The 14,577-nt window shown below is 69.8% G+C and carries 14 protein-coding genes; all 14 read right to left on the bottom strand.

The features are described 5' to 3' along the window. Positions 1-796 precede the first annotated feature (796 nt). The 14 genes from B0E52_RS11540 to fliQ all read right to left on the bottom strand — a co-directional run bounded on the left by B0E52_RS11540 (position 797) and on the right by fliQ (position 14,496). Complete coding sequence (locus B0E52_RS11540) at positions 797-1,147, bottom strand: DUF2802 domain-containing protein (protein ID WP_077483986.1); 351 nt, start codon at positions 1,145-1,147, stop codon at positions 797-799. Beyond that, a complete protein-coding gene (locus B0E52_RS11535; RefSeq protein ID WP_077483985.1) occupies positions 1,137-1,613 on the bottom strand; it encodes a chemotaxis protein CheW in 477 nt (158 codons plus the stop codon). Before B0E52_RS11535 ends, B0E52_RS11540 begins: the two co-directional genes overlap by 11 nt. A gap of 28 nt (positions 1,614-1,641) precedes the next feature. Continuing rightward, positions 1,642-2,694, bottom strand: coding sequence for a flagellar motor protein MotD (gene motD, locus B0E52_RS11530; RefSeq protein WP_077483984.1), 1,053 nt, complete (start codon positions 2,692-2,694; stop codon positions 1,642-1,644). Then, positions 2,691-3,431: a flagellar motor protein gene (locus B0E52_RS11525; RefSeq protein ID WP_077483983.1), complete on the bottom strand. Its 741-nt coding sequence runs from the start codon at positions 3,429-3,431 to the stop codon at positions 2,691-2,693. Before B0E52_RS11525 ends, motD begins: the two co-directional genes overlap by 4 nt. Before the next feature lie 333 nt (positions 3,432-3,764). Next, a complete protein-coding gene (locus B0E52_RS11520) occupies positions 3,765-5,681 on the bottom strand; it encodes a chemotaxis protein CheA (RefSeq protein WP_077483982.1) in 1,917 nt (638 codons plus the stop codon). Between the two features lie 270 nt (positions 5,682-5,951). Beyond that, positions 5,952-6,593, bottom strand: coding sequence for a protein phosphatase CheZ (locus B0E52_RS11515; protein ID WP_077483981.1), 642 nt, complete (start codon positions 6,591-6,593; stop codon positions 5,952-5,954). Next, positions 6,590-6,997 carry a chemotaxis response regulator CheY gene (gene cheY / locus B0E52_RS11510; protein ID WP_077483980.1) on the bottom strand — a complete coding sequence of 136 codons (408 nt, stop codon included), beginning with the start codon at positions 6,995-6,997 and terminating at the stop codon, positions 6,590-6,592. Before cheY ends, B0E52_RS11515 begins: the two co-directional genes overlap by 4 nt. Positions 6,998-7,057: 60 nt before the next feature. Beyond that, entirely contained in the window at positions 7,058-7,786 is a 729-nt protein-coding gene (locus B0E52_RS11505) for an RNA polymerase sigma factor FliA (protein ID WP_077483979.1), read from the bottom strand. Then, positions 7,783-8,718, bottom strand: a complete 936-nt coding sequence (locus B0E52_RS11500; RefSeq protein WP_077483988.1) for a P-loop NTPase — start codon at positions 8,716-8,718, stop codon at positions 7,783-7,785. The genes B0E52_RS11505 and B0E52_RS11500 overlap by 4 nt, the downstream gene beginning before the upstream one ends. 14 nt (positions 8,719-8,732) lie before the next feature. Next, positions 8,733-10,049: a flagellar biosynthesis protein FlhF gene (gene flhF / locus B0E52_RS11495; RefSeq protein ID WP_077483978.1), complete on the bottom strand. Its 1,317-nt coding sequence runs from the start codon at positions 10,047-10,049 to the stop codon at positions 8,733-8,735. A 127-nt stretch (positions 10,050-10,176) separates the two neighbouring features. Beyond that, positions 10,177-12,264: a flagellar biosynthesis protein FlhA gene (gene flhA, locus B0E52_RS11490; protein ID WP_077483977.1), complete on the bottom strand. Its 2,088-nt coding sequence runs from the start codon at positions 12,262-12,264 to the stop codon at positions 10,177-10,179. Between the two features lie 55 nt (positions 12,265-12,319). Next, positions 12,320-13,453, bottom strand: coding sequence for a flagellar biosynthesis protein FlhB (flhB, locus tag B0E52_RS11485; RefSeq protein WP_077483976.1), 1,134 nt, complete (start codon positions 13,451-13,453; stop codon positions 12,320-12,322). Positions 13,454-13,456: 3 nt separating this feature from the next. Beyond that, positions 13,457-14,227, bottom strand: coding sequence for a flagellar biosynthetic protein FliR (fliR, locus tag B0E52_RS11480; protein WP_077483975.1), 771 nt, complete (start codon positions 14,225-14,227; stop codon positions 13,457-13,459). Beyond that, positions 14,227-14,496: a flagellar biosynthesis protein FliQ gene (gene fliQ, locus B0E52_RS11475; protein ID WP_077483974.1), complete on the bottom strand. Its 270-nt coding sequence runs from the start codon at positions 14,494-14,496 to the stop codon at positions 14,227-14,229. Before fliQ ends, fliR begins: the two co-directional genes overlap by 1 nt. Positions 14,497-14,577 lie beyond the last annotated feature (81 nt).

Here is a 14,577-nt window from a genome sequence, read left to right as displayed (position 1 = left end):
CTGTTTGCGCTGGTCAACCTATGGATGGCGCGCGGGATACTGCTGCAACCGAGATAGGGTTGCTGCGTCCGCCGTGGCCTGAAAAGGCTGGCGGCGGCACGAAGAACATGGAATGGGGCTCGCGGGCGGGAGCATCTTGCCTGCCGCTGGCTCAAATACGCGCCGAGAGCATGAGGCGGTGATTGATCAGACCATCCTTAGGCGAGCCTCAAGCGCTTCGAACGTGGCGCGCTCGGTACTGGGCGCCACTCGCTGCAATTGGCGTCATAAGCTTCATCCTTCTTCGGTGGCGTCTCGTTGCCTAACAGTTCAAACCTCTTCTACCGCCGCTTCTGCTCTGTTGTCTTTGCTCTTGCTTCTGCGCGCAGGAGCGCGCTGCTTTTCCGGGGCCCCTATGCGACGGTGAGGCGTGGACGATCAGGCCGCGCAGCGGGCATCGCCAGGGATGGCGATGCCTTTTCGACCGGACAGGAGTCCGGCCGAAAAGCCCGGCCACGACTCACGGACTCGGAGGGCAGGAGGCCCGGAGAGCGTCGCATCGGGGTGCTCTTTCTCTTTGGCTACTTTCTCTTTGAGCACGCAAAGAGAAAGTAGCTCGGGCGCCGGCAGGCGTCCGAAACCGCTTTGAAACTTGCGAGTGAAGAGCGAAGAGCCCCTCTCCCCAACCCCTCTTCCTCGCTCCTCAAAGCAGAGCCATCCATGGCCCTTCCCCGCATCCGCAAGCGGGCGAGGGGAAGAAGGGGCGCCGCCCCATATCGAAGCCAGCGCCGGGTACCGGAAGACTTTGAGCCGGCTTTTACATGACCGGCGCGCGCATCGCGAGGATCAACGTCGCCTCGTCGCGCGACAGTCCACAGCAGGCGACCAATTGCTCCACATCGGCGCCTTCGCGCGCGAGCTGCTTGGCCAGTTCCCACGAACGTCCCGGCGAGGCCGGCCGTTCCACCTGGCCGAGTTGCCGTTCAAGCCGGCCCAGCGCAGTCACCAGCATCGAGGTCGGCACGTCGGTGCTGGTGCCGGCGGCGTTCTGCCACAACGCATCGACGCGTTGATGCAGCCGACGGGACTGCCGCCACAGTCTCAGCAGCAGGAGGGTCTGGCCGGTGGCCAGCAGGAGCAGCGCAAGTACGCCCAGTTCAAGCCACATCGTCGTCTCCCTCCAACCGGTACAGCCGGCGCGCGTCGAGCAGGGCCACGAAGCCATCCCGCCAAGGCAGCACGCCGCTGACCGGATCGTCGTCGCGGCTGGCACGGCCCGGTGGCGGCGGCGCGATTTCCAGACCGTCGCGGTCGATCAGCTCGCCGACCGCGTCGACCTTGAGGCCGAGCGAGTGGCCGGCATGCGCCAGCATCACGATGCGCACCGCGAGCGGATCGGCGGCAGGCTCTGCCGGCAGGCCCAGCCGCCGGCGGCCGTCCATCACCGGCACGATGCGCCCGCGCAAGTGGCGCACGCCGAGCAGGTCGGCGGCGGCGCCGGGCACCGGGGTCAGTTCCTCGTCGCGGATCACCTCGCTGACGTCGGTCAGCCGTGCGGCATACAGCTGCGCGCCGATGCGGAACGACAGCCAGTGGCGATCCTCCGGCATGTTGCCGGCGGGCGTGGCGCTCATGGGCAGTCTCCCGAGTCGGCAACGCGGGTCATGGCATCGCCCTGGTCTGGCTTGCGGCGGCGGCCGCCGCGTTCGCCCGCACCTCGGTGACCGGCGTCCGCGCGCCCTCCACAGCGGCAGGAGTCCCGGCATGTGCGCTCTTGGCCGCCTCGGGCGCCGCCGTCTGCAAGGGCTCGATCACCTGCACGGTGGGCAACATGCCCGGCGCGGTCGCTTCGGCGATGCCGGGTTGCCGGTCGAGTTCGCCGATGGTGCTGCGCTCGCGCTGCGGCGCCGAGCCCTCGCCCATCACCACCACCAGCACGCGGCGGTTCTCGTTGCGGCCTTCCACGGTGTCGTTGTCGGCCACCGGATGCATCTCGCCCCAGCCGATGATGCCGAGCCGGTCCGGCACGATGCCGTTGTTGACGAACAGCCGCGCCACGCTGCCGGCACGCGCGGCCGAGAGTTCCCAGTTCGAGGGATACAGCGCGGTGTTGATCGGCACGTCGTCGGTGAAACCCTCGACCCGCAGCGGATTGGCGAAGGCCGCCAGCACCGCGGCGAGGTTGTGCAGCACGCCCTGCGCCGGCACGGACAGCTGCGCCACGCCGCTGGGGAACAGGATGTCGGTGCGAATCTCGATCTCCAGCCACTGCCCGTTGTTGCGCACCACCACCTGCTTGCGGTCGATCAGCGCCTGCAGCGCCTTGCGCACATCGGCCTCGATGCGCTTGAGGTTGGCCGGTGGCGCGGTCTGGTGGGCGATGTCGCGGCCGTTGCCGCCCTGCAGCGCCACCGGATGCGGCGGGATCGGCACGGCGATCGGCACCGCCGCGGACCCCGCCTGCCCGGCCGGCGCGGCGATCGCGGGATTGACGTTGTGCGGCCGCACGCGGGTGGGCGGCAGCGGCGCGATCGCGTGGCTGGAGCCGTTGAACGCCTCGATCAGCGATTCGGACATCACGCGGAACTTGCCCTCGTTGACCACCGAGACGGCGTACATCACCACGAAGAAGGCCAGCAGCAGGGTCATCAGGTCGGCATAGGGAATCGCCCACGCCTCGTGGTTCACGTGGTCCTCGTGCTTGTGCCGCCTCATGCCACGTAACCCTGCAGGCGCGCCTCGATCTGGCGCGGGTTGTCGCCCTGGGCGATCGACACCAGGCCTTCGATCATGATCTCGCGCATGCGCGACTGCCTGCCGATCAGGCCTTTCAGCCGCGCCGCCATCGGCAGCATGAACAGGTTGGCCAGCGCCACGCCGTAGATGGTGGCAACGAATGCCGCCGCGATGCCGTGGCCGAGCTTGCTCGGGTCGGCGAGGTTCTGCATCACCGCCATCAGGCCCATCACCGCGCCGATGATGCCCAGCGTGGGCGAATAGATGCCGGCGTTCTCGTACACCTTGGCGCCGGCCAGGTCGGTGGCCTCGCGGGTTTCCAGGTCCACTTCCAGCACGCCGCGGATCGCCTCCGGCTCGCTGCCGTCGACCAGCAGCTGCAGGCCTTTTTTCACGAACGGGTCGGACTCGGACTCGATCTGCGGCTCCAGCCCGAGCAGGCCCTGCCGGCGCGAGATCTCGCTCCAGCCCACGATGCGGCTGATCAGGTCGTGCGGCCTGTGCTGCGGCGGCTTGAAGACCATCGCCATCATCTTCAGCGCGCGCTTGAGCACCTTGCCCTGGTTCTGCACCAGCAGCGCCGCCAGCGTGCCGGCAAACACGATCACGAACGCGGCGGGGTTCCACAGCGCATCGACCGTGGAGCCCTTGAGGATGGTGCCGACGATGATGACCACGAAGGCCAGGATCGTACCGATGATGCTGATCAAATCCATGATGTTAGAGCCTGTTTACGATCCCCAAGCGCCCCGCGCCGGGAGCTGTTTGCGCGCAGGCCAAGGAAGAACGAAGGCACGCGGGGAGGCGCCATGGATGGCGCCGGCTTTGAGGAGCGAGGAGTGGACGTCCGTCCACGACTGAGTGATGACGCAGGCATGCGGGCAAACAGGGCCGGCCCCGGAATTGATAGGTGCTGGGGTTGCCATCGAGTGGCCGCCATGCGGCAGCGCGCGGCTTGACCTGCCAGCCAGGCAGGCGCTGCGCCACGCCCTACCACCTGGCGGCCACTCGATGACAACGCGGGGGGCTTGGGGATCATAAACAGGCTCTTAGCCGGTCTGCGCGAGGGGGAGGGGAAGTGGCGCGGCGCCGTCGGCGAGGCCGGCCAGCTCCATCACCAGCGCCAGCCGGCCGTCGCCGGTAACGGTGGCGCCGGCGACGCCGGGCACGTCGGCGAACAGGTGGCCGAGCGGCTTGACGATGACGTCCTCGCGGCCGAGCACCTCGTGCACCAGGCAACCCAGCCGCTGGTGGCCGATGTGCAGCACCGCCACGTGGCGCACCGGCTCGGCCGCCACGCCGGCCCAGTCGACCAGGTCGACCAGCGGCAGCGCGCGACCGCGGTGGCGCGCGACCAGGCGGCCGTCGAGCAGGCAGTCCTGGCCCACGGCCAGTTCGAATACTTCTTCCACGTTGCCCAGCGGCAGCGCCAACAGGCGGTTGCCGGTGCGCACCATCAGCACGCGCAGCACGGCGAGGGTGAGCGGCACGGCGAGTTCCAGCTCGCTGCCATGGCCCAGGCGCGAATGCACGGCCAGCGTGCCGCCCAGCTCGGTGATGCGGGTCTTCACCACGTCCATGCCGACGCCGCGGCCGGAGACATCCGACACCGTGGCGGCGGTGGAGAAGCCGGGCCGGAAGATCAGTTCGTAGCACTCGGCTTCGGACAGCCGCGCGGCCTGTGCCGCGTCGATCACGTCCTTCTCCACCGCCTTGCGGCGCAGGATTTCCGGGTCCATGCCGCGGCCATCGTCGCTCACCGTGATCACGATGCGCTCGCCGCGCTGGCTGGCCGACAGCACCACGCGGCCCTTGCGCGGCTTGCCGGCACGCTCGCGCGCGTCGGGCGCTTCCACGCCGTGGTCGAGCGCATTGCGCAGCAGGTGGATCAGCGGATCGGCGAGCGACTCGACCAGGCTGCGGTCGAGATCGGTGCCCTCGCCTTCCAGCACCAGTTCCACTTCCTTGCCGAGCTGGCGGGCCAAGTCGCGCACGATGCGCGGGAAGCGCTGGAACAGGCGGCCCACCGGCTGCATGCGCATGCCCATCACCGCGCCCTGCAACTCGTCGGTGATGCGGTCCAGTTCGCCGGCCGCGGCGGCCAGCGTCTCGCCGCCGTGACGCGCGGCGAGGCTGAGCAAGCGGTTGCGCGCCAGCACCAGTTCGCCGGCGTGGTTGACCAGCAGGTCCAGCCGCGCGGTGTCCACGCGCACCGTGGTCTCGGCGGCCGGCGGTGTCGCATGGCGCGTGGCGGGCGCGGGTGTGGCTTGTGCAGATGCAGGTGTCGAGGCAGGCACCGTGACCGACATCGCGGCGACGCCGGGCTGGCCGCCCGTGTCTTGCAAGCCGGGCTGACCGCCCTGGCCATGCAGCGTGTCCAGCAGCGCCTCGAATTCGTCGTCGTCGATCGTCGCGGATGGCGCCGGTGCCGGCGGCAAGGTGGCCGGCGCTACCGTGCCCGGCGCGGCGGTGCCATACAGGCTGTCCAGCAGCGCCTCGAACTCGCTGTCGTCGATGGCACCGCCCGCCGGTTCGGGCGACGGCGCAGGTACGGGCGCCGGTGCAGGTGCGGCGGCGGGCTTGCCGCCACGCGGCAGCAGCGCCTGCAGCAGTTCGGGCGGCGGCACCGCCAGCGGCGTGCCGGCGCCCAGCGCGGCCATCATCTCGACCAGCCGGTCCAGCGTCTGCAGCAGCGCGTCCATGTAGCTGGCGTCGAGTCGCACCACGCCGTTGCGGGCCAGGTTGAGCAGGTCCTCGGCGTGGTGGCACAGCTGCACCATCGGCTCCAGCGCGAGGAAGCCCGCGCCGCCCTTCACCGTGTGGAAGGCGCGGAACACGGCATTCAGCAGCTCGCCGTCGTCCGGCGCCGCCTCCAGCCCGACCAGCTGTTCGCCCAGCCGCTCGACCAGTTCGCCGGCCTCGACCAGGAAGTCCTGGCGCAGCTCGTTGTCGAAATCCGCGTTCATCGTAGAGCCTGCTTATGCTCCCCAAGCACCCCGCGCCGGGAGCTGTTTGCGCGCATGCCAAGGAGGAACGAAGGAGTGGACGTCCGTCCACGACTGAGTGATGACGCAGGCATGCGGGCAAACAGACCCGGCCCTGCGGGTTGCCATCGAGTGGCCGCCATGCGGCAGCGCGCGGCTTGACCTGCCAGCCAGGCAGGCGCTGCGCCACGCACTACCACCTGGCGGCCACTCGATGACAACGCGGAGTGCTTGGGGAGCATAAGCAGGCTCTTAGAACCCGAATTCGCTGAGCAGCCGGTCGGCATCCTCCTGGCTGGTCACCTTGGCCACGTCGACCGGCGCCTCGACGCCGGCCAGCGCGCCGGTGAGGCGCACCAGTTCCAGCAGCGAGGATTCCACCGTGCCGATGAAGCTGGCGACCTTCTTGATGCGCTGGCCGGTGAGGTCCTGCCAGGACTGCGCCACCACCATGTCGGCGAGGCCGTCGCGGCAGCTGTCGGCGAAGCCGGCGGCTTCGCGCGCCAGCGCAGCGGCGGGGTCGTCGCCCTCGGCCTGCTGCAGCACGTCCCAGGCGTTGCGCGCCAGCGACTCGGCCTGCGGGCGCAGGCGTTCGGCGAAGTCGATGCTGCGGTTGGCGGCGTTCGCGCTCATTTCCAGCACGTCCTGCAGGTGCTGGCGCGCGTCGGCCACGATGCCGGGCACGCCTTCCTGCGCCAGCTCGCCGCCGAGGCGGCGCACGGCGTCGTGCAGTTCGCGCGCCAGCTGGCCCAGCGCACGGAACAGGTGCTGCTCGCGCTGGCGCACCATCGTGTCCAGCGCGTGCTCGAAGGCAGGGCCTTCCGGGCTGTTCAGGAGATCGCGCAGCTCGGGCGGCAGGCTGTCGTCGACGGCGAGGGGAAGGACGGCATTCATGCGCTGGCTCCGCTGGCGGCGATCCGTTCGAAGATCTTGGTGAGTTTTTCCCTGAGCGTGACCGCGGTGAACGGCTTGACGACGTAGCCGTTCACGCCGGCCTGGGCGGCGGCGATGATCTGGTCGCGGTTGTTCTCGGCGGTGACCATCAGCACCGGCAAGCCCTTCAGCGCAGCCTCGGCGCGGATCGCGCGCAGCAGGTCGATGCCGGTCATGTTCGGCATGTTCCAGTCGGTCACCACCAGGTCGAACGGCTGGCTGCGCAGCATGATCATGGCGTTCTCGCCGTCGTCGGCTTCCTGGATCAGCGTGTTGGTGAAGCCCAGCTCGACCAGCAGGTTCCTGACGATGCGCCGCATGGTGGAGAAGTCGTCCACCACCAGGATTTTCATGTTCTTGTCCAAACGTCTGCTCCGGGTGCAATGGGCCGCATGCGGCCCCGGGGATGGTGGGGTGGCGTGGACTCAGTCGCGCCAGCCGGCCAGCTGCGCGCGCAGCCGGAGCACGGCCTGGCCGTGGATCTGGCACACGCGCGACTCGCTGACGCCGAGCACGGCACCGATTTCCTTGAGGTTCAATTCCTGTTCGTAGTACAGCGACATCACCAGCTGCTCGCGCTCGGGCAGCGCGGTGATCGCCTCGACCAGTGCCGCGCGCATGCCTTGGTGCTCGATGCCCTCGTCCGGGCCGAGGCTGTTCTCGTCGGCCACGTCGAGCACGCCGGTGTCCTCGCCGTCGTCCGAGGAGGTGAGGCTGAGCAGGCGCGAAGAGGTCGCGTCGGCGAGCACCTGGTGGTATTCCTCCGCGCTCATGCCGAGCCGGCGCATCACTTCGGCGTCGTCCGCCACGGCGCCGGTCTCGGCCTCGATCCGGCGGATCGTCTCGGCCACTTCGCGGGTCTTGCGATGCACCGAGCGCGGCGTCCAGTCGGCGCGGCGCAGCTCGTCCAGCATCGCGCCACGGATGCGGATGCCCGCAAACGTCTCGAAGCTGGCGCCCTTGTCGTGGGCAAAGTGGCGCGCTGCCTCCAGCAAACCGATCATTCCCGCCTGGATCAGGTCGCCCACGTCGACGCTGGCCGGCAATCGCCCCATCAGGTGATAGGCGATCCGCCGGACCAGCGGCGCGTGCCGACGTACCAGTTCGTCGGCACTCTCGCGGGAGAGTTGCAGATATTCCGAAGCCGCGTTCATCCCGGCATACCCCCGGCCGGAGCCGTCCGGCCACCGAAGAAGGAGATACGGTCGAGACCCGCATGCTCGGGCTCGATCCACTTATCGACCGCACCGGCCAGTTTCTTGAATGCCCGCGCCGAGGGACTGGACGGCCACAGCTCGACCACCGCGGCCTGGCGCCGGATCGCCTGACGCAGGCGCTCGTCGTGCGGCACCCAGCCGCTGAATTCGATCGCCACGTCGAGGAAGCGGTCGCTGACCCGCGCCAGCTTCTGGTGCAGTTGCCGCGCCTCGCCTTCGTTGCGCGCCATGCTGGCGACCATGCGCAGGCGGCGCACGCCGAAGTCGCGGCTGAGCACCTTGGCCAGGCCGTAGGCGTCGGTCAACGAGGCCGGCTCGTCGCACACCACCAGGATCACCTCGGCGGCGGCGGCGGCGAACATCGTCACGCTGTCGGACAGGCCCGCGGCGGTATCCACCAGCAGGTACTCGGGCGGCCGCGCCAGTTCGTCGAAGGCGCGGATGATCGCGGCCAGTTCGTTGTTGCCCAGCTGCGCCAGCCGGCGCGCGCCGGAACCGGCCGGTACCACCTGCAGGCCGCAGGCCGCGGGCAGCAGCAGCTCCTGCAGCGTGCATTCGCCGTCGAGCAGGTGGCCGATGTGGCGCGACGGCGCGAGGCCGAGCATCACGTCGACGTTGGCCAGCCCGGTGTCGGCATCCAGCAGCATCACCTCGCGGCCGGCGCCGGCCAGCGCCACGCCGAGGTTCACCGCCAGCGTGCTCTTGCCCACGCCGCCCTTGCCGCCGGCCACCGCGATCGTCTGGCAGTGCCGGCGCGAAGTCGACACCGCGGCAAGCAGGCCGTCGGCCTGGTGGCCGGCGCCCGCCTCAGGCACCACGCGGCCAACCATCGCGGCCAGCATCTGCTTCAGTCCCGAAGCCTGGTTCATCGCGAGCACCCCGTTCATGCCTGCGCCACGGCGAGGCCGAAGCGCTCGGCCATCAGATCGTCGTCGGGGAGCTCGCTCTTGAGCGACTGCGCGGCGCGGCACACCAGCACGCGCGCGTCGGCGGTGGCGATGTCCTCGGGCACGCGTTGGCCGTCGGTGACGTAGTCCAGCGGCAGGCGATTGCGGATCAGCACCGACAGCGCGCCGCCCAGCTTCGGCGCCTCGTCCAGCTTGGTCAGGATGCAGGCGTGCGGCTTCAGCGCGCGGTAGGCGCGCACCGCGTCCTCCAGCGAGGAAGTCTGCGCGTTGGCCGCCAGCACCAGGCAGGAACGCAGCTCGCCGGTGTCGGCGAGGATCTCCAGTTGCTGCGCCAGGCGCGGGTCGCTGCCGGCCATGCCGGCGGTGTCGATCAGCACGGTGTGGCGGCCGGCGAGCATCTCCAGCACCTTGCCCAGGCTGCGCGCGTCGTAGGCGGGATAGACCTGCACGCCGAGCAGGCGCCCGTAATGCTCCAGCTGCGCGGCGGCGCCGATGCGGTAATGGTCGGTGCTGACCAGCGCCACGCGCCCGGCGCCGTGGCGCATCACCGCCCTCGCAGCGAGCTTGGCGATGGTCGTGGTCTTGCCCACGCCGGTGGGGCCGACCAGGGCGGTGACGCCGCGGCCGTCGTCGCACAGCTGGCGGCCGCTTACCGCGAGGCTGCGGCTGAGCATGCCCAGCGGCAGGTAACGCGCCTGGTCGGCGTTGAGCTGTTCCGGCAGTTCGGCCACCAGCGTGCGCGCGACGTCGGCCTCGATGCCGAGCCGGGTCAGCTCGCGCAGGATGCGCGCGCGCAGCGGCTGGCGCCGCTCCATGTCGTTCCACGCGAGACTGGACAGCTGCAGCTCCAGCATCGCGCGCAGGTCGCCCAGCTCGTTGCGCAACTGCGCGGTGTCGCGCGCGGCGCGTTCCATCAGCGGGTGCACCGCGGGCGGTTCCGCCGCGACCGCGGCGACCGGCGGTGCGACGGTGTGCAGGCGACGCGGCGCGGGTGGCGGTGGCACCGACGGCTTCGCGGGGGCGACCGGCGTCGACGCCTGTGCCGGAGCCGCAAGCGGCGCCGGCTCGGCCTTCGCTTCCTTCGCCTCCGGTGCGGACGGCGGCGGCGCGGCGGGCGCGCCGTGCCGGGCGGCCTCGCGCACCAGCGCCTCGTCGTAGTCGATCGCGGCGATCACCTCGATGCCGTCGTCCATCCGGCGCGTGGACAGGATCACCGCATCCGGCCCCTGCTCCTCGCGCACCTCGCGCATCGCCTGGCGCATGTCGGACGCCACGAAACGTTTGATCTTCATGCGTGCTTGCTCCGCGAGCGGAATCCTGGAGTCGCGAGCGGTGATCCGTCATCAGCCAGGACGCCGCAAGTCCGCCGCGCCGACCGCTTTTCCGAATTCCGCATGCCGATATCCAAGTCCCTGCTCCTCAACGCCCCAAGGCCTGCACCAGTCGCACCCGACGGTTGTCGGGCACCTCGTTGTAGGCGAGCACGTGCAGGTTTTGTGCCACGTGCCGGGTGAAGCGCGCGAGCCACGGCCGCAGCAGCGGCGCGACCAGCAACACCGCGGGCTCGCCGCTCATTTCCTGGCGGCGCGCGGCCTCGGCCACGCTCTGCTGCAGGCGGTCGGCGAGGCCCGGTTCCACCGCGGCGCCCGCCACGCCGCCGGACATCGAGCCGAGCAGGATCTGCTCCAGCTCCGGCGCCAGCGTGATGACGGGGACCTCGGTGCCCAGCCCGGCGATCTCCTGCACGATCTGGCGGCCCAGCGCCACGCGCACGGCGGAGGTGAGGACGCCGGGATCCTGACTCTGCGCCGCGTGCTCCGCCAAGGATTCGACGATGCCGCGCATGTTGCGGATCGGCACCCGCTCGGCCAGCAGGTTCTGCAGCACCTTCACCACCACGCCCAAGGTGAGGCGCTTGGGCACCAGGTCCTCGACCAGCTTGGGCGCGCCCTGCGCGAGGCGGTCGAGCAGTTGCTGCACGTCCTGGTGGCTGAGCAGCTCATGCGCGTGGCCTTGCAGGATGTGCGAGAGATGCGTGGCGATCACCGTGGCCGGATCGACCACGGTGTAGCCGTAGCCCTGTGCCAGCTCGCGCTGGCCCGGCTCGATCCAGACCGCTTCCAGGCCGAACGCCGGGTCCTGGGTGGCGATGCCGGGTACCGTGCCGTGCACCTGGCCGGGGTTGATCGCGAGCAGGCGCTCGGTGTGGACCTCGGCCTCGCCCATCGGCACGCCCATCAGCATGATGCGGTAGCTGTTGGGACCGAGGTCGAGGTTGTCGCGGATGTGCACCGCGGGGATCAGAAAGCCCAGTTCCTGCGACAGCTTGCGGCGCACCGACTTGATCCGCCCCATCAGTTCGCCGCCCTGGTGCTGGTCCACCAACGGGATCAGCCGGTAACCCACTTCCAGGCCCAGCGGATCGACCGTGGTCACATCCTCCCAGCCCAGCTCCACGCGCTCGGCCGGCGCCACCGGCGCCGGCGTCGCTGCGGTATCGGCGGCGAGCTGCTCGCGTGTCTCGCGCTGGCGCTTGAACAGCAGCCACGCCGCGCCGCCGCACACGCCGCCCAGCAGCAGGAAGGCGAGGTTCGGCATGCCGGGGATCAGCCCCATCACGCCCAGCACCACCGCCGCCACCGCCAGCGCGCGCGGCTGGCCGAACACCTGGCCGGCGAGCTGGCGACCCATGTCCTGCGCGCGCGAGACGCGGGTGACGATGATCGCGGTGGCCACCGACAGCATCAGCGCCGGCACCTGCGCCACCAGGCCGTCGCCGATGGTGAGCAAGGTGTAGGTCTTGGCCGCCTCGCCGGCGGACAGGCCGTGCTGCATCACGCCGACGAAGAAGCCGCCGACGATGTTGATGATCAGGATCAGGATGCCGGCGGTGGCGTCGCCACGCACGAACTTCGAGGCGCCGTCCATCGAGCCGTAGAAGTCCGCCTCCTCGCGCACTTCCTGGCGCCGTTCCCTGGCTTGCTCCTGGGTCAGCAGGCCGGCGTTGAGGTCGGCATCGATCGCCATCTGCTTGCCGGGCATCGCGTCGAGGGTGAAGCGTGCGGTGACCTCGGACACGCGGGTGGCGCCCTTGGTGACCACCACGAAGTTGATGATGGTGATGATCGCGAACACCACCAGGCCCACCGCGAAGTTGCCGCCGATCACGAACTCGCCGAATGCCTCGATCACCTTGCCGGCGGCGCCGGGGCCGTCGTGGCCGTGCAGCAGCACCACGCGGGTGGAGGCGATGTTGAGCGCGAGGCGCAACAACGTGGCCATCAGCACCACGGTGGGAAACGCGGCGAATTCCAGCGGGCGCATCACGTAGACCACCGCCAGCAGGATCACCAGCGACAGCGCGATGTTGAAGCTGAACAGCATGTCGAGCAGGAACGGCGGCAGCGGCAACATCATCATCGCCAGCATCACCAGCATCATCACCGGCGCGCCGACGCCCCGTCGCGCCAGCTGCTTGAAATTGCCCAGTACCTGCGTGCCCGTCATGGATTTGACTCGTGACTGCTTGTTGATAAAGGAACAGGCTGTTTCCGACAGCCTGTCAGCGATAAGGACCCATCAGGTCGGGATCGACCTCGGGGTTCGGCACGGCCGGCGGCGCCTCGCCCTGCGCCGCAGCCTGCTTCAGCTGGTAGACGTAGACGAGCACCTGGGCCACCGCCACGTACAGCGCAGCGGGGATTTCCTGGCCAAGCTTCGTGCTTGCATACAAGGCGCGTGCCAGCGGCGGCGCCTCGACCAGCGGAATGCGATGGCTGCCCGCCACCAGGCGGATCTGCTGGGCCAGCACGTCGACGCCCTTCGCGATCACCCGCGGCGCGCCCATGCGGCCGTCGTCGTATTTCAGCGCGACGGCGAAGTGGGTGGGGTTGACCACCACCACGTCGGCCCTGGGCAGTTCCTCCATCATGCGGCGGCGCGCCTGCGCCATCTGCACCTGGCGAATGCGGCCCTTCATCTCGGGGCTGCCTTCGCTCTCCTTCATCTCGTCCTTGATCTCCTGCCGGCTCATGCGCAGCTTCTTGGTGTGGTCGTACTTCTGGTACAGCGCGTCGAGGCCGCCGATCAGCGCCAGGATGCTGCCGAACCACAGCGCGGCCTGGCCCAGCAGGCCCAGCGCCTGCGCGATGCCCGCGCTCACCGCGCCGCGCCCGGTGGCTTGCAGCGCGCCCTGCCAGTGGCGCAGCAGCAGCGCCAGCACGGCGCCGATGAACAGCAGCTTCAACAGCGCCTTGCCCAGTTCCACGAGGCCGCGCAACGCGAAGATGCGGCCCAGGCCCTTGATCGGATCCAGCCGCTCGAACTTCGGCTCCAGCGCCTTGCCGCTGAAGTTCAGCCCGCCCAGCAGCAGCGGTGCCGCGAACGCGGCCAGCAGCGTGGCCAGCGCCACCGGCGCGAACAGCGCCAGCGCCTCGCGCAGCGCCGCATGCAGCACGCGCCCCGGCAACGCGTCGGAGAACAGCGCCTCGCGCGAATAGCCCAGGCCGAACCCGAAGATGCGCCGCGCATGCTCGAACGACGCCGGGCCGCCGGCCATCAACGCCGCCACGCCGGCCAGCACCACCGCCGCGCCGGAGAGGTCGCGCGATCGCGGGACCTCGCCTTTCTCGCGCGATTCCTTGAGCCGTTTTTCTGTCGGCTGTTCGGTTTTTTCCTGGTCGCTGTCGTCACTCATCGCTCAGCCGCCGAGCAGATGGCGCATCAAGGTCCACGCATCGCCCTGCAAGGCTTCGAACGCGCCCGGCAGGCTGCGCAGGGACAGCCACAGCGCGATGAAACCCAGCGACACGGTGATCGGGAAACCCACCGCGAACAGGTTCATCGACGGCGCCGCGCGGCTGATTGCCGCGAAGCCGATGTTCACCACCAGCAGCGAGGTCATCGCCGGCAGCGCCACGCGCACCGCGCCGCCGAACAGCTGCACGCCGAAGGCCAGCACCGCGTGCAGTCCGTTCGCATCGAGCGCCGGACCGCCCGGCGGCAGGCTGCCGAAGCTGTCGGCGAGCAGCGCGATCAGGCGCAGATGGCCGTCCATCGCCAGGAACAACAAAGTCACCAGCACCAGGTAGAACTGGCCCAGCACGTTCGCGCTGCCACCGGCCTGCGGATCGACCACCTCGGCGAAGCCCAAGCTCATGCTCTGCCCCACCAGGCCGCCGCCGAACTGCACCGCGTCGAACACCAGCTTCAGCACGAAGCCCGTCGCCGCACCGATCGCCAGCTGCCCCGCCAACCCCAGCATGCCCGCCGCGCTGAGCACATCGGGCGGCGCCGCGTGCGCCAGTGGCGCCAGCACCAGGCTGAGCACCACCACCACGCCCAGCCGCACCCGCATCGGAATCACCGAGGCGCCGAACACCGGCGCCAGCAGGCACAGCCCGCTCACCCGCGCCAGCGCCCACAGGAAGCGGTCCAGCCACGGCAGCAGCCAGGCCACATCCAGCGTCATCACCGGATCACCCCCGGCAGGCTCTCGATCAGCTGCGTGGTGTAGTGCACCAGCAGGCGCAGCATCCACGGCCCCGCGATCAACGCCACCAGCGCCATCGCGATCAGCTTGGGGATGAACGACAACGTCATCTCGTTGATCTGCGTGGCCGCCTGGATCACGCCGATCAAGAGGCCCACCGCCAGCGCGGTGAGCAGCAGCGGCGCGGCCACCAACATCGCCACGTAGAGGGCGTGCTGGCCGATTTCCATGATGGATTCGGGGGTCATCGGGCACGATCCTCCCTCTCCCTCAAGTGCAACTTGGGGGAGAGGGTCGGGGTGAGGGGGGCTTTTGCTTCTACGTGTCCG

This window comes from Rhodanobacter sp. C06 (genome assembly GCF_002001105.1).
Taxonomy (GTDB): Bacteria; Pseudomonadota; Gammaproteobacteria; order Xanthomonadales; family Rhodanobacteraceae; genus Rhodanobacter_A.
The sequence above is the reverse complement of the archived record's forward strand: the minus strand, read 5'-3'. Positions and strand labels throughout refer to the sequence as shown.